Annotated in this window: 21 protein-coding genes and 1 pseudogene; 6 read left to right on the top strand and 16 right to left on the bottom strand. The window is 62.0% G+C overall.

The features are described 5' to 3' along the window. Positions 1 to 53: 53 nt before the first annotated feature. From AOA60_RS10580 to AOA60_RS10590, 3 genes are read left to right on the top strand one after another with little or no spacing between them, the layout of a single operon-like run. Positions 54 to 1,136: an efflux RND transporter periplasmic adaptor subunit gene (locus AOA60_RS10580; RefSeq protein ID WP_099584380.1), complete on the top strand. Its 1,083-nt coding sequence runs from the start codon at positions 54 to 56 to the stop codon at positions 1,134 to 1,136. Next, positions 1,133 to 2,203, top strand: coding sequence for an efflux RND transporter periplasmic adaptor subunit (locus AOA60_RS10585; RefSeq protein ID WP_099584381.1), 1,071 nt, complete (start codon positions 1,133 to 1,135; stop codon positions 2,201 to 2,203). Before AOA60_RS10580 ends, AOA60_RS10585 begins: the two co-directional genes overlap by 4 nt. Next, the gene (locus AOA60_RS10590) at positions 2,200 to 5,256 is read left to right on the top strand and encodes an efflux RND transporter permease subunit (RefSeq protein ID WP_099584382.1); all 3,057 of its coding nucleotides are present in this window, start codon (positions 2,200 to 2,202) and stop codon (positions 5,254 to 5,256) included. The genes AOA60_RS10585 and AOA60_RS10590 overlap by 4 nt, the downstream gene beginning before the upstream one ends. Before the next feature lie 66 nt (positions 5,257 to 5,322). Here the strand turns inward: AOA60_RS10590 and AOA60_RS10595 are convergent, their stop codons facing one another. The 12 genes and pseudogenes from AOA60_RS10595 to AOA60_RS10650 all read right to left on the bottom strand — a co-directional run bounded on the left by AOA60_RS10595 (position 5,323) and on the right by AOA60_RS10650 (position 17,212). Next, positions 5,323 to 5,949, bottom strand: a complete 627-nt coding sequence (locus tag AOA60_RS10595) for a bifunctional 2-polyprenyl-6-hydroxyphenol methylase/3-demethylubiquinol 3-O-methyltransferase UbiG (RefSeq protein ID WP_099584383.1) — start codon at positions 5,947 to 5,949, stop codon at positions 5,323 to 5,325. A gap of 39 nt (positions 5,950 to 5,988) precedes the next feature. Beyond that, positions 5,989 to 6,633 carry a methionine ABC transporter permease gene (locus AOA60_RS10600; RefSeq protein WP_056858169.1) on the bottom strand — a complete coding sequence of 215 codons (645 nt, stop codon included), beginning with the start codon at positions 6,631 to 6,633 and terminating at the stop codon, positions 5,989 to 5,991. Beyond that, a complete protein-coding gene (locus AOA60_RS10605; protein WP_099584384.1) occupies positions 6,623 to 7,738 on the bottom strand; it encodes a methionine ABC transporter ATP-binding protein in 1,116 nt (371 codons plus the stop codon). The genes AOA60_RS10600 and AOA60_RS10605 overlap by 11 nt, the downstream gene beginning before the upstream one ends. Then, a complete protein-coding gene (locus AOA60_RS10610) occupies positions 7,735 to 8,550 on the bottom strand; it encodes a MetQ/NlpA family ABC transporter substrate-binding protein (RefSeq protein ID WP_099584385.1) in 816 nt (271 codons plus the stop codon). The genes AOA60_RS10605 and AOA60_RS10610 overlap by 4 nt, the downstream gene beginning before the upstream one ends. A gap of 83 nt (positions 8,551 to 8,633) precedes the next feature. Continuing rightward, on the bottom strand, positions 8,634 to 9,986 hold the full coding sequence (locus AOA60_RS10615) for an LLM class flavin-dependent oxidoreductase (RefSeq protein WP_099584386.1): 1,353 nt from the start codon (positions 9,984 to 9,986) through the stop codon (positions 8,634 to 8,636). Continuing rightward, entirely contained in the window at positions 9,986 to 11,179 is a 1,194-nt protein-coding gene (locus AOA60_RS10620; RefSeq protein WP_099584387.1) for an SfnB family sulfur acquisition oxidoreductase, read from the bottom strand. The genes AOA60_RS10615 and AOA60_RS10620 overlap by 1 nt, the downstream gene beginning before the upstream one ends. 26 nt (positions 11,180 to 11,205) lie before the next feature. Next, positions 11,206 to 12,447 carry an SfnB family sulfur acquisition oxidoreductase gene (locus tag AOA60_RS10625; RefSeq protein ID WP_099584388.1) on the bottom strand — a complete coding sequence of 414 codons (1,242 nt, stop codon included), beginning with the start codon at positions 12,445 to 12,447 and terminating at the stop codon, positions 11,206 to 11,208. 187 nt (positions 12,448 to 12,634) lie between these two features. Further along, a pseudogene (locus AOA60_RS10630) lies at positions 12,635 to 13,410 on the bottom strand (hypothetical protein). Between the two features lie 317 nt (positions 13,411 to 13,727). Further along, positions 13,728 to 14,474, bottom strand: a complete 747-nt coding sequence (gene tcyN / locus AOA60_RS10635; protein ID WP_099584389.1) for an L-cystine ABC transporter ATP-binding protein TcyN — start codon at positions 14,472 to 14,474, stop codon at positions 13,728 to 13,730. 3 nt (positions 14,475 to 14,477) lie between these two features. Beyond that, on the bottom strand, positions 14,478 to 15,143 hold the full coding sequence (gene tcyL / locus AOA60_RS10640) for a cystine ABC transporter permease (protein ID WP_099584390.1): 666 nt from the start codon (positions 15,141 to 15,143) through the stop codon (positions 14,478 to 14,480). After that, positions 15,143 to 15,937 (bottom strand): cystine ABC transporter substrate-binding protein, encoded by a 795-nt coding sequence (tcyJ, locus tag AOA60_RS10645; RefSeq protein ID WP_099584391.1) that lies wholly within the window; start codon positions 15,935 to 15,937, stop codon positions 15,143 to 15,145. Before tcyJ ends, tcyL begins: the two co-directional genes overlap by 1 nt. 279 nt (positions 15,938 to 16,216) lie before the next feature. Then, positions 16,217 to 17,212, bottom strand: coding sequence for a D-cysteine desulfhydrase (locus AOA60_RS10650; protein ID WP_099584392.1), 996 nt, complete (start codon positions 17,210 to 17,212; stop codon positions 16,217 to 16,219). Positions 17,213 to 17,378: 166 nt separating this feature from the next. Between AOA60_RS10650 and epsC the strand changes: the two genes are divergently transcribed. The 3 genes from epsC to mgrA all read left to right on the top strand — a co-directional run bounded on the left by epsC (position 17,379) and on the right by mgrA (position 21,762). Further along, positions 17,379 to 18,305, top strand: coding sequence for a serine O-acetyltransferase EpsC (epsC, locus tag AOA60_RS10655; protein WP_099584393.1), 927 nt, complete (start codon positions 17,379 to 17,381; stop codon positions 18,303 to 18,305). A gap of 322 nt (positions 18,306 to 18,627) precedes the next feature. Further along, positions 18,628 to 20,589 (top strand): choline transporter BetT, encoded by a 1,962-nt coding sequence (gene betT, locus AOA60_RS10660; RefSeq protein WP_178075348.1) that lies wholly within the window; start codon positions 18,628 to 18,630, stop codon positions 20,587 to 20,589. Between the two features lie 135 nt (positions 20,590 to 20,724). After that, positions 20,725 to 21,762 (top strand): L-glyceraldehyde 3-phosphate reductase, encoded by a 1,038-nt coding sequence (gene mgrA / locus AOA60_RS10665; RefSeq protein WP_099584395.1) that lies wholly within the window; start codon positions 20,725 to 20,727, stop codon positions 21,760 to 21,762. Positions 21,763 to 21,827: 65 nt separating this feature from the next. Here mgrA and tauD read toward each other — a convergent pair whose 3' ends face one another. Genes tauD through tauA form a run of 4 tightly spaced genes read right to left on the bottom strand, consistent with a single transcriptional unit; the run spans position 21,828 to position 25,278 of the window. Beyond that, positions 21,828 to 22,664, bottom strand: a complete 837-nt coding sequence (gene tauD / locus AOA60_RS10670; protein ID WP_099584396.1) for a taurine dioxygenase — start codon at positions 22,662 to 22,664, stop codon at positions 21,828 to 21,830. Positions 22,665 to 22,678: 14 nt separating this feature from the next. Beyond that, positions 22,679 to 23,506 carry a taurine ABC transporter permease TauC gene (gene tauC, locus AOA60_RS10675; protein WP_099584397.1) on the bottom strand — a complete coding sequence of 276 codons (828 nt, stop codon included), beginning with the start codon at positions 23,504 to 23,506 and terminating at the stop codon, positions 22,679 to 22,681. Continuing rightward, complete coding sequence (gene tauB, locus AOA60_RS10680; protein WP_099584398.1) at positions 23,503 to 24,282, bottom strand: taurine ABC transporter ATP-binding subunit; 780 nt, start codon at positions 24,280 to 24,282, stop codon at positions 23,503 to 23,505. Before tauB ends, tauC begins: the two co-directional genes overlap by 4 nt. Before the next feature lie 18 nt (positions 24,283 to 24,300). After that, positions 24,301 to 25,278: a taurine ABC transporter substrate-binding protein gene (gene tauA, locus AOA60_RS10685; RefSeq protein WP_099584399.1), complete on the bottom strand. Its 978-nt coding sequence runs from the start codon at positions 25,276 to 25,278 to the stop codon at positions 24,301 to 24,303. Positions 25,279 to 25,500 lie beyond the last annotated feature (222 nt).

Consider the following 25,500-nt stretch of genomic DNA (forward strand, 5'->3'; position numbering starts at 1 on the left):
AAGCTCACAGTCGCATACACACTGGCACATCGCATCGCGCACAAGGAGTCTGCATGGGCGGTCGTATTTCCACTTGTATTGTCGGCCTGGGTTTAGTGGTGTTGCTGAGCGCTTGCGGCCAGGAAAAGGCCGAACCCAAGCAGCATTCCCGGGTCTTTGTGCAAACCGTGCAGTCGGCGGATTTTGCCGCGGCGGTCACACTGACCGGGGATATCCAGGCCCGTGTGCAAACCGACCTGTCCTTTCGCGTCGGCGGCAAGATCATCCAGCGCATGGTGGATGTGGGTGACCGCGTGACCGCCCGGCAAGTGCTGGCCAAGCTCGATCCCAAGGATTTGCAGACCAGCGTCGATTCCGCCCAGGCCCAGGTCGTGGCGGAGCAGGCGCGGGTCAAGCAGACGGCGGCAGCCTTTGTGCGCCAGGAAAAACTGCTGCCAAAGGGCTACACCAGCCGCAGCGAATACGATGCCGCCCAGGCCGCGCTGCGCAGCAGCCAAAGCGCCCTGGCCGCTGCCCAGGCTCAACTGGCCAATGCCCGCGAGCAACTGGGCTACACCTCGCTGATCGCTGAAACGCCCGGTGTGATCACCGCTCGCCAAGCGGAAGTCGGCCAGGTGGTGCAGGCCACTGTGCCAATTTTCAGCCTGGCCAGCGACGGCGAGCGTGATGCGGTGTTCAACGTTTACGAATCCCTGCTGGTGGAACCGCCGCCCGATGCGCCGATCACCGTCAGCCTGTTGGATAACCCGAGTATCAAGGCCCAGGGCAAAGTCCGTGAAGTCACGCCTGCCGTGGCGGCCAACACCGGCACGGTACAGGTGAAGATTGCGCTGCAATCGCTGCCCAAAGGCATGCAGCTCGGTTCGGTGGTCAGCGCCACCGCCAATGGGCAGGCCAAGCGGAGCGTAGAGCTGCCGTGGTCGGCATTGACCAAAGACTTGAGTGAACCCGCGGTGTGGCTGATTGATGGCGACGGCAAGGCGCAACTGCACAAGGTCACGGTGGCCCGTTACCTCACCGGCAAGGTCATCATCGGCGATGGCCTTACAGGCGGTGAAAAAGTCGTGGTAGCCGGTGGGCAATTGCTGCACCCCGGCATGCTGGTCGAGATTGCCCAGCAGGGAGCCCAGCCATGAAGCGCCTGACGCTAGCCCTCGCCGCCAGCCTGCTGCTGGCGGCCTGCTCCAAGGAAGAGGCGCCGCCCGAGCCCGTGCGCCCGGTGCTGTCCATGGAAGTGAAGGCCGAAGACCAGGAAACCCTCGGTCGCTTCGCCGGCACCATCCAGGCGCGCTATGAAAGCAATCTGGGCTTTCGCGTTCCGGGACGTATTGCCCGCCGCGCCGTGGATGTGGGGGCTGAAGTGGAGAAGGGCGCCTTGCTCGCTGTGCTCGACCCCACGGATCAGCAAAACCAATTGCGCGCCGCCCAAGGCGACCTCGCTCGCGTCCAGGCGCAATTCATCAACGCCCAGGCCAACGCTCGTCGCCAGCAGGAATTGTTCAACCGTGGCGTCGGCGCCCAGGCGCAACTGGATATCGCCCAGACCGACCTGAAAACCACCCAGGCCTCACTCGACCAAGCCAAGGCTTCGGTCAACCAGGCCAAGGACCAGCTCAACTACGCCGAGTTGCGCACCGACCACGCGGGCATCGTCACCGCCTGGAACGCCGAGGCTGGCCAGGTGGTCAGCGCCGGCCAGCAAGTGGTGACCCTGGCGCGCCCGGACATCAAGGAAGCGGTCATCGACCTGCCAGCCGGCCTCGCCGAGCGCCTGCCACCTGACGTGGTGTTCCTGGTCGCCAGCCAGTTGGACCCCAGCGTCAACACCACCGCCATCGTGCGCGAGATCGAACCCCAGGCCCAAAGCGCCACCCGCACCCGTCGCGCCCGGCTGACCCTGAGCGATACGCCTGCCGCATTCCGCCTGGGCACCGCCATCAGCGTGACCTTGAGCACGGCCATCGCGCCGCGCCTGGAATTGCCCCTCAGCGCCCTGCAAGACGTCGACGGCAAGACCCGCCTCTGGATCCTCGACACCCAAAGCCAGACCGTGCAACCGCGTGATGTCAGTGTCGTCAGCCGGGACAGCCACAGCGCGGTGCTCAACGGCGGCGTCAAACCCGGCGAACGTGTCGTCACCGCTGGCGTGAACAGCCTGAAGCCCGGGCAAAAAGTCAAAATCGACGAGGACAGCCCGCGATGAAAGGGAGCTTCAACTTATCCGACTGGGCCCTCAAGCATCAGTCCTTCGTGTGGTACCTGATGTTCGTCGCGCTGTTGATGGGCGTGTTCTCGTACATGAACCTGGGCCGCGAGGAAGACCCTTCGTTCACCATCAAGACCATGGTGATCCAGACCCGCTGGCCAGGCGCGACCCAGGAAGAAACCCTCAAGCAGGTCACCGACCGCATCGAGAAAAAACTCGAAGAACTCGACTCCCTCGACTACGTGAAAAGCTACACGCGGCCGGGCGAGTCCACGGTGTTTGTATTTCTCAAGGACACCACCAGCGCCAAGGCCATCCCGGAAATCTGGTACCAGGTGCGCAAGAAGATCGACGACATTCGCGGCACCTTCCCTCAGGGTTTGCAGGGGCCGTCATTCAACGACGAGTTCGGAGATGTATTCGGCTCGGTCTACGCCTTTACCGGCGACGGCCTGTCCATGCGCCAGTTACGCGACTATGTGGAGCAGGTGCGCGCCGAGATCCGTTCGGTGCCGGGGCTGGGCAAGGTCGAGATGATCGGCCAGCAGGACGAAGTGATTTACCTGAATTTCTCCACGCGCAAACTGGCCGCCCTGGGCGTTGACCAGCGCCAGGTGGTGCAGAGCCTGCAATCGCAGAACGCCGTGACCCCGGCGGGCGTGATCGAGGCCGGGCCGGAGCGGATTTCGGTGCGCACGTCGGGGCAGTTCGCCTCGGAAAAGGACCTGGCCAACGTCAATCTGCGGCTCAATGACCGTTTCTATCGCCTGGCGGACATCGCCGAGATCAGCCGCGGCTACGTCGACCCGGCGCGGCCGATGTTCCGGTTCAACGGCAAACCGGCGATTGGCCTGGCCATCGCCATGCAGAAGGGCGGCAATATCCAGTCGTTCGGCAAGGCCCTGCACACCCGCATGGACGAACTGACCGCCGACCTGCCGGTGGGCGTCGGGGTGCACAAAGTCTCCGACCAGGCCGAAGTGGTGGAAGAGGCCGTCGGCGGCTTTACCAGCGCGTTGTTTGAAGCCGTGATTATTGTGCTGGTGGTGAGCTTTATCAGCCTCGGCATGCGCGCCGGGTTGGTGGTGGCGTGTTCGATTCCGCTGGTCTTGGCGCTGGTGTTCGTGTTCATGGAATACAGCGGCATCACCATGCAGCGGGTGTCGCTGGGCGCGTTGATCATCGCCCTCGGCCTGTTGGTGGACGATGCGATGATCACCGTGGAGATGATGATCACGCGCCTGGAAAAGGGCGAAACCAAGGAGCAGGCCGCGACCTACGCCTATACCTCGACGGCGTTCCCGATGCTCACCGGTACCTTGGTGACCGTCGCCGGTTTCGTGCCGATTGGCCTCAACGCCAGTTCGGCTGGCGAGTACACCTTCACCCTGTTTGCGGTGATTGCCGTGGCGATGCTGGTGTCGTGGGTTGTGGCGGTGCTGTTTGCGCCGGTGATCGGTGTGCATATCCTCAGCGCCAAGGTCAAACCCCACGACGCCGAGCCTGGGCGCATCGGGCGCGCCTTCAACGGCGGCATGCTCTGGGCCATGCGCAACCGCTGGTGGGCCATCGGCATTACCGTGGGCTTGTTCGTCGCTTCGGTGTTCTCGATGCAGTTCGTACAGAACCAGTTTTTCCCGTCGTCGGACCGTCCGGAAATCCTCGTCGACCTCAACCTGCCGCAAAACGCCTCGATCAACGAGACGCGCAAGGCCGTTGACCGCCTGGAAGCGATCATCAAGGACGACCCCGACATCGCACGCTGGAGCACCTATATCGGCCAGGGCGCGATTCGGTTCTATCTGCCCCTCGACCAGCAGTTGGAAAACCCGTACTACGCGCAGTTGGTGATCGTCAGCAAAGGCCTGGAAGAACGCGGCGAGCTGATTGCGCGCCTGCAAAAACGCCTGCGTGATGACTTTGTCGGCATCGGCAGCTTTGTGCAGCCCCTGGAAATGGGCCCGCCGGTGGGGCGTCCGATCCAGTATCGCGTATCCGGCAAAGACACCGACCAGGTGCGCAAGCACGCCATCGAACTGGCGACGCTGCTGGATAAAAACACCCATTTGGGCGAGATCATCTACGACTGGAACGAGCCCGGCAAAGTGCTGCGCATCGACATCGCCCAGGACAAGGCAAGGCAACTGGGGCTGTCGTCGGAAGACGTGGCCCAACTGATGAACAGCGTGGTCAGCGGCGCGTCGGTGACCCAGGTGCACGACGATATCTACCTGATCAACGTGGTCGGCCGTGCTGAAGACGCCGAACGCGGCACCCCGGAAACCTTGCAGAACCTGCAGATCGTCACGCCCAACGGCACCTCGATCCCGCTGCTGGCGTTCGCCACCGTGCGTTACGAACTGGAGCAGCCGCTGGTGTGGCGTCGCGACCGCAAGCCGACCATCACCATCAAGGCCTCGGTGCGTGACCAGATGCAGCCGACGGATCTGGTCAAGCAGCTCAAGCCCGAGATCGATAAATTCAGCGCCGGTTTGCCGGTGGGTTACAAGGTCGCCACGGGCGGTACCGTGGAAGAAAGCGGCAAGGCCCAAGGCCCGATCGCCAGCGTGGTGCCGTTGATGCTGTTCCTGATGGCGACCTTCCTGATGATCCAGCTGCACAGCGTGCAGAAGATGTTCCTGGTGGCCAGCGTGGCGCCGTTGGGCCTGATCGGCGTGGTGCTGGCGTTGATCCCCACGGGTACGCCCATGGGCTTTGTGGCGATCCTGGGCATCTTGGCGCTGATCGGCATCATCATTCGCAACTCGGTGATCCTGGTGACGCAGATCCACGAATACGAAGTGGCCGGCTACACGCCGTGGGATGCGGTGGTGGAAGCCACCGAGCACCGGCGTCGCCCGATTTTGCTCACGGCCGCAGCGGCCAGCCTGGGCATGATCCCGATTGCGCGTGAGGTGTTCTGGGGGCCGATGGCGTACGCGATGATTGGCGGGATTATCATCGCCACCTTGCTGACGCTGCTGTTTTTACCGGCGCTGTATGTGGCCTGGTACAAGATCCGCGAGCCCAAGCAGGAGGAACGCGTTTAACGGGCGGAGTGCGGTCAAAATGTGGGAGGGGGCTTGCCCCCTCCCACATTTGGAAATGTGTTGCTTCTACGGTTTTTGCCATACGCTGGCCAGCCACGGCTGCTGTTCGCGCGGTAATCCGGCGGGCCGATAGTAGTGCTCCAACTCCACAAACCCCGCCGTCGTCAGCAACTCTTGCCACGCCGCCAAGTCGTGATACGACCCATACCGCGGCCCGTTCCAGCCTTCCTGGTTCTCACCCCGTGGATTTGAGCTGAACAGCACGCCCCCAGGCTTCAATGCGCCATGCAACTGCTTGAGCACACGCGGCAGTTCCTGCTTGGGGATATGAAACAGCACTGCATTGGCAAAGATCCCGTCGAAGCGCTCATTGGGTAAATCCAGCTTGAGAAAATCCTGCTGCAACACCTCGCAGCCGCTGTCTTCACGCGCCATCTGCGCAAACCGCTCCGAGCCGTCCAGCCCGACGGCGATGTGGCCCATGCGGGTAAAGGTCTGCAAATCCCGCCCCGGCCCGCAGCCGAAATCCAGCACGGTGAACGGCGCCGCGCCTTGGATATGCCGCAGCAGCGCGTCGATGTTCTGGCTGACATCGTGGTCGCGGGTGCCTTCACGGAAGTCCTCGGCCACTTTGTTGTAGTGGCCGAGGGTAGTTGAGGTGATCTGGTTGAGGTCGTCGGGCTTGAGGGTCATGACGGGGAATACCGGGCGCTGAGATGGCCCGACTATACCTCACCTCTTGTTCAGCACCCGCGCCAGGCGATCGCCGCCCAGTTGAATCACCGCCACCAGCACCACCAGCAGCACAATCACGGTGAGCATGATCTGCGTGTCAAAACGCTGATAGCCGTAGCGGTAGGCAATGTCGCCCAAGCCGCCTGCACCAATCGCGCCGGCCATGGCGGACGAGTTGATCATGGTCACCAGCGTAATCGTAAATCCGCCGACAATTCCCGGCAGCGCTTCCGGCAACAGCACGTGCCAGATGATGTGCCAGCGACGGCAGCCCATGGCTTGTGCGGCTTCGATCAGACCGTGGTCGACCTCGCGCAGGCTCACCTCGGCGATCCGCGCAAAGAACGGCGTGGCAGCGATGGTCAGCGGCACAACGGCGGCCCATACGCCGTAGGTAGTACCGACGATCAGCCGGGTGAACGGGATCAAGGCCACCATCAGAATCAAAAACGGAATCGAGCGGAACAGATTGACGAAGGCCCCGAGCACGCGGTTCAGCGCCGGCGCCTGGTAGATGCCGCCCTTGTCGCTGGTCACCAGAAACACCGCCAGTGGAATCCCCACCAGCAACGCGATCAGCGACGACACGCCGACCATCAACAAGGTGTCGATGGCGCCCTGCAATAAACGATCAAACCACATAGCCCAGCACCTCCACCTGTTGTGCCCAATTCGCGGCGCGGTTGCGCAGTTCTTCGGCGCTGTGGGGGGAGCCATTTACCGCCAGCAGCAATTGCCCCAAGGCATGGCCCTGGATGCGTTCCACGCCGCCTTGCAACAAGCGCACGCGCCCGCCGAGGGCGCTGAACAGCGCCGCCAGGTCCGGTTCATCGCTGGCACTGCCGGTGAACTGCAAGCGCAGCACCACGGCGGCGTCCGTGGACGAAGGCGTGCTCTGCAAACGGCTTTGCAGTTCTTCCGGCAGCCCGTGTTGCAACGGCGCCAGCAGGGTTTTGCTGACCTCATGCCGAGGGTTGCCAAACACTTCCCACACCGGGCCTTGCTCGACGATACGCCCGTGTTCCAGCACCACCACGCGGTCGCAGATGTCGCGGATCACCGCCATTTCGTGGGTGATCAATACGATGGTCAGGCCCAGGCGCTGGTTGATTTCGCGCAGCAGGCCGAGGATCGATTGCGTGGTCTCCGGGTCCAGCGCCGAGGTGGCTTCGTCGCACAGCAAAATTTGCGGGTCGTGCACCAGTGAACGGGCGATGCCCACGCGCTGTTTCTGCCCGCCGGACAGCTGCGCCGGGTAGGCCTTGTGCTTGTCCTGCAAACCCACCAGCTCCAGCAGTTCGCGCACCTTCTGCTCACGCTGGGGCTTGGGCACGCCGGCGACTTTGAGCGGCAGCTCGACGTTCTGCCACACGGTCTTGGCCGACATCAGGTTGAAGTGCTGGAAGATCATGCCGATACGCCGACGCAGCGCCACCAGGCGGTCTTCGTCGAAGTCGCCGATGTCCACCTGATCGATCAGTACGCGCCCGCTGCTCGGTTGTTCCAGGCGGTTGATGGTGCGGATCAACGAGGATTTACCCGCGCCGCTGCGGCCGATGATGCCGAACACTTCACCGCGCTGGATCGCCAGGTCGATGGCTTGCAAGGCATGCACCGTGCCGTCGTAGGTCTTGCCCAGGTTGATAAAACGCACATGGGCGCGGTTCAGGTCCGGATGCAGTTCAGTCTGCTCGGCGTCCCTGGGCGGTGTGCCCAGGTCGCGCAGTTGGGTGTTGGCGGCGGTCATTTTTTAGCTTCCCAGCCCACTTGGTAGAGCTTGCCCAGGGATTTATCCAGGGCCGCGCGCACCACCGGCGAGTGCTGGTAGATGTCGACGAACTTGATCACGCGCGGGTCAGTTTTGCTTTTCGGTTGGATCACGAACTGGATCACGTATTCCGGGTGGTCGAGGCCGTCAAACAGCAGCGCCGATTCAGCATCGAAGGTCTTGGACAGGCGGATATAGGCCGGATAGCCCTGCACCAGGTCGGCGTCGTCATAGGCGCGCACCAGTTGCACGGCCTCGACTTGCAGGATTTTGATTTTCTTTGGATTGGCGACGATGTCTTCTTCGGTGGCCTTATAGCCTACGCCCGGCTTGAGCGTGATCAGCCCGGCCTTGGCCAGCAGTTGCAGGCCGCGACCGCTGTTGATCGGGTCGTTGGCGATGGCCACGCTGACGCCTTCGGGCAGTTCGTTGAAGCTTTTGTACTTCTTCGAATACAGCCCGACGTTGTTGATGATGCCCGGCGCGTAGGGCACCAGGTCAAACCCGGCGGCGGCCTTGGCGTTTTCCAGAAAGGGGATGTGCTGGAAGTAGTTCACGTCGATATCGCCGGCGGCCAGGCTGACGTTGGGTGCGATCCAGTCGGTGAATTCCACCAGCTCGACGTTGAGGCCCTGCTTGCCGGCTTCGGCGACGGCGGCTTCCAGGGGAATCGCGAAGGCGGCAGTGGTGCCGACTTTGAGCGGCGCATCGGCGGCGAACACCGCCGAGCTGAACAACCCGAGGGCCAGGGCCAGTGCTTTGACTGGGTGGGAGAGCAGTATTTTTTTCATGGTTTATTTCCAGTCATAAGTTATTAGTGCAAACAGTGCAGATCCAATGTGGGAGGGGGCTTGCCCCTCTCACATTTTTTTGTTCAGTGGCGGTAGGTTGATCCGGTGTGTTGTTCGGGTAGGCGAGCACTGGTGTGGAAGACTTTTTCGCGCAGCGTTCCGGTCTCATAAGCGGTCTTGTACGAGCCCCTTCGCTGCAACTCCGGCACGACCAGATCGATAAAGTCCACATAGCTCTCCGGCGTCACAATCCGCGTCAGGTTGAACCCATCCAACCCGGTTTCGCTGATCCAGGATTCCAGCTCATCCGCCACCTGCTCCGGCGAACCCACCAAGGTGATGTAGCGCCCGCCCAAGGCGTGCTGCTCCAGCAATTTGCGCCGGGTCCAGTCGTTGTTCTGCAGGTTTTTGGTGGCTGACTGGATGGCATTGCTCTTCACGTACTGGATCGGTTCGTCCAGTTCGTACTCGGCAAAATCAATCGCGGTGGACGCCGAGAAGTGCGCCACGCCGGCCTCTGCGCTGGCGTAGCTCAGGTATTCGGCGTGCTTGGCCCAGGCCTGCTCTTCGGTAGCGCCAACGATCACGTTGAGGCCCATGAACACCTTGATGTCATCCGGATTGCGTCCGGCCCCGACTGCGCTGGCGCGCACCTTGTCGACCTGGGCTTTGGTCGACGCTTTGTTCTGCCCGCTGATAAACACGCACTCGGCATGGCGCCCGGCGAACAGCAAGCCACGGTCCGAACTGCCAGCCTGGAACAACACCGGCGTGCGCTGTGGCGACGGTTCGCACAGGTGATAACCCTCAACCTGATAGAACTCGCCGTGGTGCTCGACCTTGTGCACCTTGCCCGGCTGCGCGTAGATCCGTTGCGCCGGGTCGTTGATCACCGCGTCGTCTTCCCAGCTGCCTTCCCAAAGTTTGTACAGCACCTCCAGGTACTCATCGGCCTGGTCGTAGCGGCGGTCGTGCTCGACCTGCTCGGTAAGGCCCATGGCCTTGGCGGCGCTGTCGAGGTAGCCGGTGACAATGTTCCAGCCTACCCGGCCACGGCTCAGGTGATCGAGTGTGGACATGCGTCGGGCAAACAGATACGGCGGCTCATACGTCAGGTTGGCGGTGAGGCCGAAGCCCAGGTTTCTGGTGACGGCCGCCATCGCCGAGACCAGCAGCAACGGGTCGTTGACCGGCAGTTGGATCGACTCCTTGAGCGGTACGTCGATGGAGTGTTGGTAGACGTCGTACACGCCGACGATATCGGCGATAAACAAACCGTCGAACAGCCCGCGCTCCAGGGTTTGCGCCAACTCAGTCCAGTACTCGATGGTCTTGTACTGGGTGGACGTATCCCGTGGATGGGTCCACAGACCGTGGTTGATGTGCCCGATGCAGTTCATGTTGAAGGCATTGAGCAGGATTTTTTTCTTTGCCATCAAATGGTCCCCCGCAGTGGCGGGTTTTCATCGTTGAGGTAGTAATTGCCCACCGCGTGATACTTCCAGCGCACCGGGTCGTGCAGGGTGTGCACCCGTGCGTTGCGCCAGTGGCGGTCGAGGCCGTGTTCGGCCAGGGTCGCCTGGCTGCCGGCGAGTTCGAACAGCGTGCTGCCGGCGGCGAGGGAAATTTCGGTGCTCAAGGCGCGCACTTCGGCCACCGCAATCGAGGCGGCGGCGACGGTATCGGCAGTGGTGTCGGCCTGGGCGCGGTCGAGGTATTCGCCCGAGCGTTCCAGCAGTGCTTCGGCGGCATGGAGACGGACGCTCAAGTGGCCGAAGCTCTTGAGCGTCAACGGGTCTTCAGTCGCTTTGTCGTTGCCGGAATCGATCCACGGGCGGGTCTTGGTGCGCACAAAGTGCAGCGCGTCCTCAAAGGCGGCGCGGGCGATGCCGGTGTCGATGGCGGCGTGAAGGATCTGCGCCAGCGGGCCGACCGTTGTCGGGCGTTCGAAGGCGCTCTGGAACGGGATTACGTCCTGGGCGGCGACCCACACGTTGTCGAACACCACCGAGCCGCTGCCGGTGGTGCGCTGGCCAAAGCCGCTCCAGTCGTCGATCACACTCAGGCCTTCGCTGTCGCGCGGGACAAACGCCAGTTGCTGCACGCCGTGCTCATCCACCACCGACGTCGGGATGTGTTGCGCGTAAATCGCACCGGTTGAGTAGAACTTACGGCCAGTGATGCGAAAACCGTCGCCGTCGCGGGTGATGCTTGTGACGCGGTCGTGAGCGGTCTTGGTGCCAAGTTCGGCCAGGGCGTTTCCGAAGCGTTGGCCGGCAAGGACTTCGGCGTACAGGCGTTGTTGCTGCGCCGGGCTGCCGTTCACGCGCAGCACTTCCAGGGCGTAGAAGTGGTTCTGCGGGATCTGGCCCAGGGAGGCGTCGGCCTGGGCGATCAGCGCGATGACCTTGGCCAGGGTGGCGTTGGATACACCGGCGCCGCCGTACGCCTTGGGCACGCTGATGCCCCACAGGCCGGAGCGCGAGAACACGTCCAGCTCGGGCAAGGGCAGGCGGCGCTCACGGTCGCGCAGGATGCTGTCACGGCGAAAGTCTTCGGCCAGGTCGCTGGCGACAATAAGGGCTTGTTCATCGCTGGTGATCACCGCGACGTGATGAGAAAGGGTCATGCGTATTTCTCCAGAGGTCTGGTCGGTTAAATCCAGGAGTGACGAGCGGGTAACGTGCCGTTCAGGCGATAGGCGCCGATGGCGTGATACTTCCAGCGCACCGGGTCGTGCAGCGTGTGCACGCGCGCGTTGCGCCAGTGCCGGTCGAGGTTGAACTCGGCGAGGGTGGCGCGGCTGCCGGCCAGTTCGAAGAGCTTCTCGCTGACCAGCAGCGACACTTCGGTGGTCAACACTTTGGCCTCGGCCACGGCGATTGAGGCGCGTGCGGCGGACTGCGCGGTGATCGGCGCGGCGCTGACCTGGTCCAGCACCTGGCCGGCCTTGCGCAGCAGCGCTTCGGCGGCGTGCAGTTCGATCTTCAGCCTGCCGATGTCGGCGATCACATACAGGTCATCGCTGGCGCGTTCGACCTTGGCGTCGATCCAGGGGCGCGAGCGTTCGCGAACGAAAGCGATGGTGTCATCAAGGGCGCCACGGGCGATGCCGGCGTCGATGGCCGCCTGGATCAATTGCGACACGGCGCCCTGGATGTTCGGGCTGTCGCCGATGCGCCAGTTGTCGACCACCAGCTCGGCGTCGACCGGCACCTGGTCCAGCACTACGGTGCCGCTGGCGGTGGTGCGTTGGCCGAAGCCGGACCAATCATCGACGATGCGCAGCCCTTCGGTGCCCCGGCGCACGAATGCCATGACTTGCTTGCCGTCGTCGTTCAGCGCCTTGATCGCTACCCAGTGGGCAAACAACGCACCGGTGGAGTAAAACTTCTGGCCGCTGATCACGTAACCGTCGCCCTTGGCGGTGATGCGTGCCTTGAGTTCCAGGGTGTTCCTGGTGCCCCGCTCCGGGCCGCCGTTACCGATGCGCCAGCCGTCGAGCACGCTCTGGAACAGCTGCTTTTTCTGGCGCTCGGTGGCCGCGCCCTGCAACAGGTGCAGGATGCCGAAATGGTTTTGCGGGATCTGTCCCAGGGCCGGGTCTGCCGCGCTGATGATCGCGAACACGTCGGCCAGGGTCACGAAGGACACTTGCGGGCCGCCGTACTCGCGGGGAATGGAAATACTGCCCAGCCCGCTGCGGGTGAACTGTTCGAGCTGCGCCCATGGCAGCTTGCGTTGCTGGTCGCGCGTGGCGGCTTGCAGGCGCGCGGCCTGGGCCAGCTCGTGGGCGGCGTTCAGCGCTTGGGCGTCGTTGCGCAGCACGGCGGCCGTCAACAGCAGCGGTGCCACGTCCAGATCTCGTTGGGGGGGTGTTAGAGCCAAGTTAGACATCAGCGCCGCTCCTTGGCTGCACGTAATGCCCTGGCGTTGCGCACCGGGGTAATTCTGACCATACCGACCTCGCATTCAATGAAATGAAAACAGAAAAATCAAAGAGGTCCGGTGGTCCGGTGCATATACCCTAAGCGTGTTAAATATTTAAATAAACTAACTTTTGGGAATATGCATAGAAGGGCAGTCACCCAGGTTCGCAGGGTGAGCCGAGCGGGCGGGGTTGATAGACCGGCGCGGCGCCGGCCGGGCGGGTTGGCGCGCAGGCGGCAATGCGTAACGTGCGGGCTGGCGCCCAGCGCGAATTATTGCCGACACGGTCCAGAATGCAGTAGGTCACTTCCAGGCGGCTGTCGTCACCGGCCTCGACAATCAACGTCGACGGCACCCACACCTGTACCGCGTGGCCGACGGCCTTGGGCTGAATCTTCGGCAGGTCCAGGCGCACGTCGCCCCAGCGCAGGGTGATGGCGTCGCCTGTGGTCATGTTCAGATAAGGCTCGATGGTCAGCGGGATCCCCCGCCGTACCTGGCTGGCGTTGACGCCATAGCGGCGAATGGTTTCTGGCAGGCCGACCGGGGCCAGGTTCTGGTTTCATCGCTGTAGAGTGCGCAGGGCAGGCCTCCCGGAGGCGTAGTTTTCACGCGCAGGTGCGCCATGGCCGAGCGTGCCGGAGCGCGGCCGATCTGCATGACCTGGTAATGAACCTGGGCGACACCCTCCTGCACAAAACTTTCCGGAACCCGCAGGCGAGTGGGCATGCCGACCTTGCACGCGGTCACCCGCCGTGAGGCCGCAAAACAGTTGTTCCAGAACAGTTCGATCAGGTCGCCTTCATCCATGCCGGGGTAGGGCGCGATATCCACCAGCAGCTGTGTGGCTGCCAAGGCATTGATGCCGTGTCGAAGGGCCTGGGGCAGCGTCGGGGCGATGAGCCGTGCCGGGGGTGCGATGCGCGTCATAAGTAATCTCCTTGATGCAGCCAGCAGCAATCGTTCCAGCCCTTTGGCGCGGGTGCGCAGGGGGGCTGAAAGGAACGATTCAGTGAGTAGCCGGGATAGGATCCAATCCTCTGGGCCTTAGATAAGAGGGTTGGCCAGGGAGCGTCAATGGCGGCAAAAGGCTAAACGGCGGGTTTGGGGATATTCAGATGGGTCTGACTGGGCGGGGTGTTTTAAGGGGCGAGAGCGGGGGTGTTTTACCGGTGTGCGCGCGGACTTCCTGTAGGAATACAAACGATGGAGAGGAAGCGATCTGCCTCTCCATATTCAGGCGCGCGTCAGTGAGCCAAAAACTTGCTCAGGAACTGTCGGGTGCGTTCTTCCCTGGGGTTGGCAAACAACGCCTTGGCTTCGCCTTGCTCCACGATCACGCCCTTGTCGAAAAAGATCACACGGTTGGCCACGTCTCGGGCAAAGCTCATTTCGTGGGTGACGATGACCATGGTGCGATTCTCTTCAGCCAGGCTGCGGATGGTCGCCAACACTTCACCCACCAGCTCCGGGTCGAGGGCCGAGGTTGGCTCGTCGAACAGAATCACTTCCGGCTCCATGGCCAACGCACGGGCAATCGCCACGCGCTGTTGCTGGCCACCGGACAGGCGCCGTGGGTAGGCGTCTTCCTTGCCCGCCAGGCCAACCCTGGTCAGCAGCTTGCGCCCGAGGGCAACAGCATCTTCGCGCGGCATCTTCTTGACCACGCAGGGCCCTTCGATGACGTTTTCCAGCGCTGTGCGATGGGGGAACAGGTTGAAGTTCTGGAACACAAAACCCACGTGTTGACGCAGGCGCCGCACCAGGCCTTGCTGCTGGTTGAGCGGTTTGCTGCCGTCGATCTGGATGTCGCCCACCTTGATACGGCCGCTGGTGGGTTCCTCAAGGAAATTCAGGCAGCGCAGGAAGGTGGTCTTGCCGGAACCGCTGGGGCCGATGATGGCGACGACTTCGCCTTCCTTGACCTCAAGGTCGATACCGTTGAGCACCACCTGACCGTTGAATTGTTTGGTCAGTTTTTCAACCACGATCATGCTTCAAGACTCCAGGTCATGCCGGTTGACCCGGTCTTCCAGACGGTTTTGGAAATGCGCCAGGATGCTCGCCAGTACCCAGTAGATCAGGGCGGCGGACAGATACATGGTGAAAATTTCAAAGGTACGCGCCGACACCAGTTGCGCCTGGCGAAACAGCTCCGGCACCTGGATGGTGGCGGCCAGCGCCGTGTCCTTGACCAGCGAAATAAAACTATTGCCCAGCGGCGGCAACGCAGTGCGCATCGCTTGCGGCAGGATGGCCCGACGCAGGGTCTGCGCGCGGGTCATGCCGATACTGGCCGCGGCTTCCCACTGGCCACGCTCGATAGACGCGATGGCGGCCCGCAGGATTTCACAGGCGTAGGCGGCCATGTTCAGCGAAAAGCCGATCATGGCGGCCGGGATCGGATCCAGCTCGATACCCACTTGCGGCAAGCCGTAGTAGATCAAGAACAGCTGTACCAGCAAGGGCGTGCCGCGAAAGAACGACACGTAGACGCGGGCAGTCCAGCTCAGCAGCTTGAAGCGCGACAGGCGCATCAACGCCAGGCCGAAGCCCAGCAGCAAGCCGAAAAACATGCCGCCGAGGCTGAGGATCACCGTGTAATACGCGCCCTTGAGCAGAAAGGGCGCGGAGTCCAGCGCGAGTTGGAGACTTGCCTCCATTATTGAGTGACGTCAGCGTTGAAGTACTTCTCGGACAGCTTCTTCAAGGTGCCGTCGGCGCGCAGCTTGTCGAGGGCCTTGTTCACCGCTTCCAGCAATTCAGGCTCGCCTTTGCGCAGGGCGATACCGGATTCCTGGCGGGAGAAGGCATCGCCGGCAGCGGCGGTTTTCGGGGCTTTCTTGGCGTATTCCAGGGCGGCCAGGCGGTCGATCAGGATGGCGTCGATACGGCCGACGTTCAGGTCCTGGAATTTGGTTGGGTCATCGTTATAGGTCTTGATGATGGCTTTGGGTTGATTGTCCTTGAGCCATTGTTCGTAGTTGGTGCCCAGGCCGACACCGACTTTTTTGCCGGCCAGGTCGTCAGCGGTCTTGATGCTGTCGACGTTCTTCTTGAGCACCAGCGCCTGGATACCGGAGACGGTGTAAGGCGTGGAGAAATCGTACTTCTTCTTGCGCTCTTCAGAGATGGTCACCTGATTGACCACAGCGTCCAGGCGCTTGGATTCCAGGGCAGCGAGGATGCCGTCCCATGGCGTGGCCTGCAGCTTGACCTTGACGCCCAGCTCCTTGGCCAGAGCTTCGGACAGCTCGACTTCGAAACCGCTGAGCTTGCCGCTTTCATCGACGAAGCTGAACGGTGGGTAGGTGCCTTCCAGGCCGATCTTGATCTCGCCGGCCTTTTTGATGTTGCCCAGTTGCTCGCCGGCAACCGCTTGGCCCAGCAGCCCGGCGCCGAGCGCCAGACCCAAAGTGCCGACCAGCAAGGTGCGACGGAATACGGAAATAGTCATGAAGAGCCCCTGTGTTTTTTATGGTGAGCGAAGCAGATGACGCAGTAGTCGTATCCTGCCTTAAAGCGCGAAGCGCGTCTTCGCCTTCGGCGCGATGATAAAGGCAGGTTTTAAGACTTGAAAATAATATAAAACTTAATTCATATTCCATTTTTGAATATAAGTTGGATCCAGTGTGGGAGGGGGCTTGCCCCCGATGCCGTCGGGTCAGCCAGCATATTTGTTACTGATCGACCGCAATCGGGGGCAAGCCCCCTCCCACCTATAGCCCGCGTTTATTCAGTTGAAAACCGAGTCATAAGCAAACAACGCCGGCGCCCCACCGGTGTGCAGGAAAATGATTGGCCCATCTTCAAAGCGTTGACGCCCGATGCCGTCCAGCAGACCGGCCATGGCCTTGCCCGTATAGACCGGGTCCAACAGCAGGCCTTCCTGGCTGGCCAACAGTTTGATCGCGGCCAAGGTGCCGGCGTTCGGTTCGCCATAGCGCGGACTGAAGTATTCGTCCCACAGGATTACCTTGAACGCTTCGGGGATATCCACACCCAGCAACTCGGCCGTGCGCTCGGCCAGCCCTTGCACTTTCGGGCGCTGGGCTTCGTCGGTGCGCGACACGGTGATGCCCACCACCGGCAGATTCGGCAGCGCTTCGCTCAACGCCAGGGCCAGGCCGCTGTGGGTACCGGCACTGCCGGAAGCCAACACCACGGCGGCGAATTCGATGCCGCTGTCTTCGATCTGCGCGGCCAGTTCCAGGCCGGCGCGCACATAACCCAGGGCGCCGAGGGCATTGGAGCCGCCGATGGGCACCAGGTACGGCTTCTTGCCGCTGCTGCGCAGGCGATCGGCGAGGGCGTTGAGTTGGTCGTCGACGTTATCGAGGTTTTCCACCAACTCAACTTTAGCGTCGAACAGTTCCAGCAGCAGGCGGTTGCCGTTGCCGAGGTAGTTGGGGTCGTCGGTGCCGGTGGGGTTTTCCAGCAGCGCGACGCAGCCCAGGCCGAGTTTGGCGGCGAGGGCGGCGGTCTGGCGTACGTGGTTGGACTGGATCGCGCCAGCCGTCACCAGCGTGTCGGCGCCCTGGGCGATGGCGTCGGCCGCGAGGTATTCGAGTTTGCGCAGCTTATTGCCGCCCATGGCCAGTGGCGTGGTGTCGTCGCGCTTGACGTAGATGTCACGTCCCAACCAGGTCGACAACCGTTCGAGTTTTTCCAGGGCGGTGGCGCCGCCGAGCAGGTCCAGGCGGTTAAAACGGTCGAGCTGTTGCTTGATCATGGCTACGCACGGTGGCTAAGGGATAAAGCGACTATAGGCAGGCACTTTTCATCGGGCAACCGTCAATCGCTTATGCCCGATGGTTCTTAGCATCACACCATTGGTTCTTAAGGGCGGCCGAGGTGCATACCGTAAAGTGATTGCCATTACGTCAGGAGTGAATACCGTGAGTGAGCGTTCCAGCCATTGGCAATTACAGACCATCGTCAGCCAGTTGCGCGGTGCCCGAGACGCGTGGCGAACGCGCAATGGGCGCTTGAGCGGCGAGCATGGCGGCCGCGAGTTGCCGTCCCGAGAAGCCGTTGCGCAGATCCTCGAAGCTTTGTGCGGCGCACTGTTCCCGATGCGCCTGGGGCCGGCGGATCTGCGTGAAGAAAGTGAAGACTTCTACGTCGGCCATACCCTCGACGTCGCGCTGAATGCGTTGCTTGCCCAGGCACGCCTGGAGCTGCGTTATGCCGCGCGGCAGGGCGGCCAGGACGACAGCCAGATTGATGCCCACGCCATCCGCCTGATCCAGGATTTCGCCCTGGCCTTGCCGTCCCTGCGCAGCCTGCTGGACACCGACGTACTCGCCGCCTACCACGGCGACCCGGCCGCGCGCAGTGTGGATGAGGTGTTGCTGTGCTACCCGGGGATTTTGGCGGTGATTCACCATCGCCTGGCCCACCACCTGTACCGCGCCGGTTTGCCGCTGCTGGCGCGGATCAGCGCGGAAATCGCTCACTCGGCCACCGGCATCGACATTCACCCCGGCGCACAGATCGGCCCGAGTTTCTTTATCGACCATGGGACGGGTGTGGTGATTGGCGAAACCGCGATCATCGGCGAGCGGGTGCGTATCTACCAGGCCGTCACGTTGGGCGCCAAGCGCTTCCCGGCGGATGAAGACGGGCAGTTGCAGAAGGGCCATCCGCGTCATCCGATCGTCGAGGACGATGTGGTGATCTACGCCGGGGCGACGATCCTGGGGCGAATCACCATTGGCAAGGGTTCGACCATTGGCGGGAATGTGTGGCTGACGCGCAGTGTGCCGGCTGAGGCGAACATCACCCAGGCGAATCTGCAGCATGATGATGGGGCGCAAAAGTAGAGAACCTGCACCGGTCACCTGTGGGAGGGAGCAAGCCCCCTCCCACATTTTGACGGCATTCCACACGGAGACCGTGTTTCAGTCAGCAGTCGCTGAACGATTTCCTTTGCTCACCCGTCATACCACTCAGCCCTGCGATTAGTCCCGGACCGCCTATTCATGTTTAACTTGAACGCTCGTTCAAGTTAAACCCGGTGGTTCGCTGCCCGCTCACAACAGGAGGCTTACCTTTGCTGAGTCCGTTATTTACAGCCACATCCTTCAACCTCGGGGTGCATCGTTCATGAGTGCATCGTCCACCCCTGCCAGCGGCCAAGTGCGCATGAATGCGCCGGTTTTCTATTTCGCCGCGACCTTCATCCTGCTGTTCGGCATCACTGTCATCGCTATCCCGCAACAGGCCGGTGCCTGGCTGCTGGCGGCGCAAAACTGGGCGGCCAATACGGTCGGCTGGTACTACATGCTGGCGATGACCCTGTATCTGGTCTTCGTGGTGGTCACCGCGCTATCGGGCTACGGCAAGATAAAACTCGGTGCCGACCACGACGAGCCCGAATTCAGTTACCTGTCCTGGGCCGGCATGCTGTTCGCGGCCGGCATCAGCATCACGCTGTTTTTCTTCTGCGTATCCGAACCCCTGACGCACCTGGTGCAGCCGCCACAAGGCGCGCCGATGAACGCCGATGCGGCGCGTCAGGCCATGCAGATTCTGTTTCTGCACTGGGGCCTGCACGGCTGGGGCGTGTTCGCGTTTGTCGGCATGGCGCTGGCGTATTTCGCCTACCGGCATAACCTGCCGCTGGCGTTGCGCTCGGCGCTGTACCCGCTGATCGGCAAGCGCATCAACGGCCCCATCGGCTATGCGGTGGATGGCTTCGGCATCATCGCTACGGTGTTCGGTCTTGGCGCCGACATGGGCTTTGGTGTGTTGCACCTTAACTCTGGCCTCGATTATCTGTTCGGCATTGCCCACACCCAGTGGATTCAGGTTGGCCTGATCACGTTGATGATGGGCGCGGCGATTCTGGTCGCAGTAGCCGGCGTCGATAAAGGCGTGCGGGTGATGTCCGACATCAACATGCTGCTGGCCTGCGCGCTGCTGCTGTTCGTGTTGTTTGCCGGGCCTACCCAGCATTTGCTCAATACCCTGATCCAGAACATCGGCGATTACCTCGGTGCGCTGCCGACCAAGAGTTTCGACGTCTACGCCTACGACAAACCGAGCGACTGGCTGGGCGGTTGGACGGTGTTCTACTGGGCCTGGTGGATCGCATGGTCGCCGTTCGTGGGCCTGTTTATCGCACGGATTTCCCGTGGCCGTACCATTCGCGAATTCGTGTTCGGCGTGCTGCTGATCCCGCTGGGCTTCACCCTGGCATGGATGTCGATTTTCGGTAACAGCGCCATCGACCAAGTGCTCAACCACGGCATGGCCGCGCTCGGTCAGTCGGCCATCGATGACCCGTCGATGAGCCTCTACCTGCTGCTGGAAACCTATCCGTGGAGCAAAACCGTAATCGCGGTCACGGTGTTCATCAGTTTCGTATTCTTCGTCACCTCGGCCGATTCGGGCACGGTGGTCTTGTCGACCCTGTCGTCCAAGGGCGGCAATGCCGATGAAGACGGGCCCAAATGGCTGCGGGTGTTCTGGGGCGCGATGACGGCGCTGGTCACCAGTGCCTTGCTGTTCGCCGGCAGTATCGACTCGCTGAAATCGGCGGTGGTGCTGACCTCGCTACCGTTCTCGCTGATCCTGCTGCTGATGATGTGGGGGCTGCACAAGGCGTTCTATCTGGAGTCGCAAAAGCAGATCGCACAGTTGCATTCGTTGGCGCCGATCTCGGCTTCACGCAAAGGCAAGGGCGGCTGGCGCCAGCGCTTGAGCCAGGCGGTGCATTTCCCATCGAGGGATGAGGTGTACCGTTTCCTTGAGTCGACGGTGCGCCCGGCGATTGAAGAAGTGACGGCAGTGTTTGTCGAGAAGGGCCTCTCGGTGGTGACCCAGCCGGATCCGTCCAACGACAGCGTCAGCCTGGAGATCGGCCATGGCGAGGAACATCCTTTCGTCTACCAGGTGCAGATGCGCGGCTACTTCACGCCGTCGTTCGCCCGTGGCGGCATGGGCTCCAAAGAGATCAACAACCGCCGCTATTACCGGGCGGAAGTTCACTTGAGCGAGGGCAGCCAGGACTACGATCTGGTGGGCTATACCAAAGAGCAGATCATCAACGACATCCTCGACCAGTACGAGCGGCATTTGCAGTTCCTGCACCTGGTGCGTTGAGGTGATCTTGTCGTTCCATTCGGGCAGCCATTTGCTGTAAAACGAAAGGGCAGACTTAAGCGATTCAGCTGGTTAAAAGGCCTGGGAATAACCTTATTCCCAGGCCTTATTTGCCCTAAGCCCAGAGAGGATTCGATGACGTACATTGCTGCCGAAAACCGCTATGAATCTATCCCGTATCGCCGCGTAGGCCGCAGTGGACTGGTGCTGCCCGCACTGTCCCTGGGGCTGTGGCACAACTTTGGCGACAGCACCCCGATCGACACCCAGCGCGCCCTGTTGCGCACCGCGTTTGACCTGGGGATAAACCACTTCGACCTGGCTAACAACTACGGCCCGCCCTATGGCAGCGCCGAGATCAATTTCGGCCGTTTGCTGCGCGAAGACTTCAAGCATTACCGCGACGAATTGATCATCTCCAGCAAGGCCGGTTGGGACATGTGGCCCGGCCCTTACGGCCAGGGCGGCGGCTCGCGCAAATACGTGCTGGCCAGCCTTGACCAGAGCCTGCAACGCCTGGGCGTCGACTACGTGGACATTTTCTACTCCCACCGTTTTGACGCCGACACCCCGCTGGAAGAAACCGCCAGCGCCCTCGCCACGGCCGTGCAACAAGGCAAGGCGTTGTACATCGGTATCTCGTCGTATTCCGGGGTGAAAACCCGTGAAATCGCGGCGCTGCTCAAGGAGTGGAAAGTGCCGCTGCTGATCCACCAGCCGGCCTACAACCTGCTCAACCGCTGGGTAGAAAAAGACCTGCTGGATACCACCGAAGAACTCGGCGCCGGCTCGATCGCTTTCACGCCACTGGCCCAGGGTTTGTTGACCGACAAATACCTCAATGGTGTGCCAGCGGATGCACGGGTCAATCGTCCAGGCGGTGGTTCGTTGCAGGCCAAGCACTTGTCCGAAGCCAACATCGCCCACGTACGTGCGCTGAACGAAATCGCCCAGCGTCGTGGCCAGAGCCTGGCGCAACTCGCACTGGCCTGGACGCTGCGTGATCCACGGGTCACCAGCGCGCTGATCGGCGCGAGCCGGCCGGAGCAGATTATCGAGAACGTTGGTGCGCTGAAGAACTTGAGTTTCAGCGCGGAAGAACTGGCGGAGATCGATCGGTTTGCGCAGGAAGGTGGGATTAACTTGTGGGAAAAGCCATCGACGGCTGAATGACCTGACACAACTGGGTCAAAAGTGTGGGAGGGGGCAAGCCCTCCCACATTTGATTTGCAGTGTGGCTAAAAAGGCACATCCCCCAGAATCGTCGCCCGGTGCATCACCCGCCGTTGTGGCCGGTAGTCATCCACCGCGTAATGCTGGGTCACGCGGTTGTCCCAGAACGCCACGTCATTCTCCTGCCAGCGCCAGCGAATGGTGAATTCCGGGCGCGTCGCGTGGGCGAACAGCAGCTTGAGAATCGCTTCACTCTCGGCCGGTTCCAGTTCGTTTATTTTGGTCGTGAAACCATCACTGACAAACAGCGATTTGCGCCCGCTCACCGGATGCGTACGCACCACCGGGTGTGACAACGGCGGGTTCTTTTTGCGGGTTTCTTCCCAGCGCAACAGGTCTTCTGCGGTGTTGCCGAAGCGCTCCAGCGGGAAGGATTTGGTGAAGTCGTGAGTCGCGGTCAACCCATTGAGCAGCACCTTCAACGGCTCGGACAACGCCTCATACGCCGCAATCCCACTGGCCCACAACGTGTCGCCGCCAAACGCCGGCAACAGTTTGGCACTGAGCACCGCGCCGAGCGCCGGGGTGGGCAGGAAGGTCACGTCGGTGTGCCATACGGCGTTGTCGCGCACGTCGGTGACGGCGGTGTCGAGAATCAGCACTTCGGGCTGTTCCGGCACGTTGGGGTAGATCGGGTGAATGTGCAGGTCGCCGAAATTCGCCGCGAACCGCGCCTGTTGTTGCGGGGTGATGGCCTGGTCGCGGAAGAACAGCACCGAGTGAGTCAGCAGCGCCTGTTCGATGGCGTCGCGCTGTTCGAGGTTCAGAGGCAGGGTGATATCGACGCCACTGATCTGGGCGCCCAAGGCGGTGCTTAATGGCGTAACGGTCAGGCGGCTCATTTAATTCTCATCACTCAGTGTGCCTGGCCATGCCAAGGCACTAATTTACGCTGCAGGGCGCGCAGGCCCATTTCCATGGCGAAAGCGATCAGGGCGATGACCAGAATCCCCAGCACCACCACATCGGTGACCAGGAACTGCGCCGCCGACTGCACCATAAAACCCAGGCCGCTGGTGGCCGCGATCAGCTCGGCAGCGACCAAGGTGGACCAGCCCACACCCAGGCCGATGCGCACCCCGGTGAGGATATCGGGCAGGGCGCTGGGCAGGATCACATGGCGGATCAGTTGGGCGCGGGTAGCGCCCAGCGACTGCGCAGCGCGCAGCTTGGCCGGGTCGACGGTGCGCACCCCCGTCGCGGTGGCGATGGCAATCGGTGCAAAGATCGCCAGGTAAATCAGCAGCACTTTGGACAGCTCGCCGATGCCGCACCAGATCACGATCAATGGCAGGTAAGCCAAAGGCGGAATCGGCCGGTAGAACTCGATCAGCGGGTCGAGAATCCCACGGGCGATGCGGTTGGAGCCGATGGCGATGCCCACCGGCACGGCGGTCAGCACCGCAAAGCCCAGGCCCAGGCCGATGCGGCTGAGGCTCGCGCCCAGGTGCTGCCACAAGGTGGAGTCCATGTAGCCCGTGGTGGCCAGCAACCAGCCCTTTTGCAACACGGCGGATGGCGGCGGCAGGAACAGTGGTTCGATCAAGCCGGTGGCGGTCACGGCCCACCAAATGGCCAGTAACGCGATTAGCGTCAGCAGGCTGATCCAGCGCGTACTCAGACTGCGGCGCACCGGAATCAGCACCGGCGTGATGGCGGTGGCGGGGAGTTCGTAGCTGCTCATGCGGACACCTGCCGTTGCGAGAACACTTTGCCCAGCACGTGTTCGCGGGTCTCGATAAAACGCGGGTCGGACTTGATCGCCCGCGCCGATTCGCCGGCCGCGTAGCGTTGGCCGAAGTCCAGGCGCAGGCGCTCGACGATCTGGCCGGGGTTGGGCGCCAGCAGGATCAGATCAGTGGCGAGGAACACGGCTTCTTCGATGTCATGGGTGATCAGGAACACCGGCTTGGCCGTGCGCCGCCAGACTTGTAGCAATAACTCCTGCATCTGTTCGCGGGTAAAGGCATCGAGGGCGCCGAAGGGTTCGTCCATCAACAACACCCGTGGGTCTGCCGCCAAGGCACGCGCCAGGCCGACACGTTGCTTCTGGCCGCCGGAGAGCTGCCAGATACGGCGGCTGTCGAAACCCGCCAGGTCCACCAGCGCGAGCATTTCCCGGGCACGTACTTCGCGTTGCGCCTTGGGTACCCCGGCCAGTTCGAGGCCAAAGCCGACATTGGCCAGCACATCCTGCCAGGGCAGCAATGCATCGTCCTGGAACACCACGCCGCGCTCGGCGCTGGGGCCTTTGACCGGCACGCCATCAAGGGTGATGCGCCCGGCAGAAGGCTCGACAAAACCGGCAATCAGGTTCAACAGCGAGGTCTTGCCACTGCCGGACGGGCCAAGGGCCACCAGCAATTGCTGGGGGCCCAGGTCGAGTGAAATATCCGCCAGTACCGGTTCCGGGGCACCTGGGTACTGTGCGCTGATGCGCTCCAGTTGTAGCAAGGCCATCGCGATGAACTCCTTGAATCAGTTAGTGATGAACTTGGCGCTGACGTAAGGGGCGTAGTCCGGCAGCACGGCGTCGACCTTGCCTTGTTCCTTGAGGAACGCAGCGGTATCGGTTACGGCCTTGGTGGTCGGTGCGCCGAGCAGGGTCACCTGGTCCGCGGCCAACGGGTAGACGTTGCCTTGCAGCAGCAGCGGAATATCGCTGGCTTTTGCGCCGGAAAGCTTCACCAGTTTGTCGACGTTGCCTTTGTCGGCGAGCCAGGCTTGTGGGTCTTTGCGGTAGGCGGAGTAGGCATCCAGAGTGACTTTGGCGAAGGCCGTGACGATTTCCGGGTGCTTCTCGGCAAAATCCTTACGCACGATCCACGCATCGAAGGTTGGCGCACCGAACTTGGCCAATTCGCCGGAGGTGATCAGCACTTTGCCGTTTTCCTTGGCCACGCCCAACGCCGGGTCCCAGACGTAGGTGGCGTCGATGTCACCGCGCTTCCAGGCGGCGATGATCGCCGGTGGCGCGAGGTTGAGGATGGTCACTTTGGCTGGGTCGATGTTCCAGTGCTTCAGCGCGGCCAGCAGGCTGTAGTGGCCGGTGGAGACGAAAGGCACGGCGATTTTCTTGCCGATCAGGTCCTGGGGGCTGTTGATCCCCGAGCCATTGCGCGCCACCAAGGCTTCGGCGCCGCCGATCTGGGTGGCGACGAGGAAGGTTTGCACTGGAACTTTGCGTGTGATCGCTGCGGTCAGCGGGCTGGAACCGAGGTAGCCGATCTGCACGTCGCCGGAAGCGATGGCGGCAATGATATCGGCGCCGTTGTCGAATTTGCGCCAGTCGATCTTGGCGTTGGTGGCTTTTTCATACGCACCGTCGGCCTGGGCGACTTTGGCCGGGTCTACGGTGGTCTGATAAGCGATGGTCACATCCGCCGCCTGGGCAAACAGGCTGGCACCGGCCAGTGACAATGCGGCCAAGAGGCGCAGAGGGGTAAGCAGTTTCAAGGGGAAGCTCCTCAATCAGGCGGCCGAGGGTCGGCGTGTGAGGAGACTAAATGATCTAAGAATCCGAAAATAAATAACATTTTCGAATTAGCTTATGTGGAGAACAGCTGCAGCGGGTTTTCAGTCAAGTGAAGGCAAATGTGGGAGGGGGCTTGCCCCCGATAGCGGTGGAGCTGCCAGCTAATGTGTAGCTGACCCACTGCAATCGGGGGCAAGCCCCCT

The sequence above is a fragment of the Pseudomonas sp. 2822-17 genome (assembly GCF_002742485.1).
Classification (GTDB): Bacteria; Pseudomonadota; Gammaproteobacteria; order Pseudomonadales; family Pseudomonadaceae; genus Aquipseudomonas; species Aquipseudomonas cyclaminis.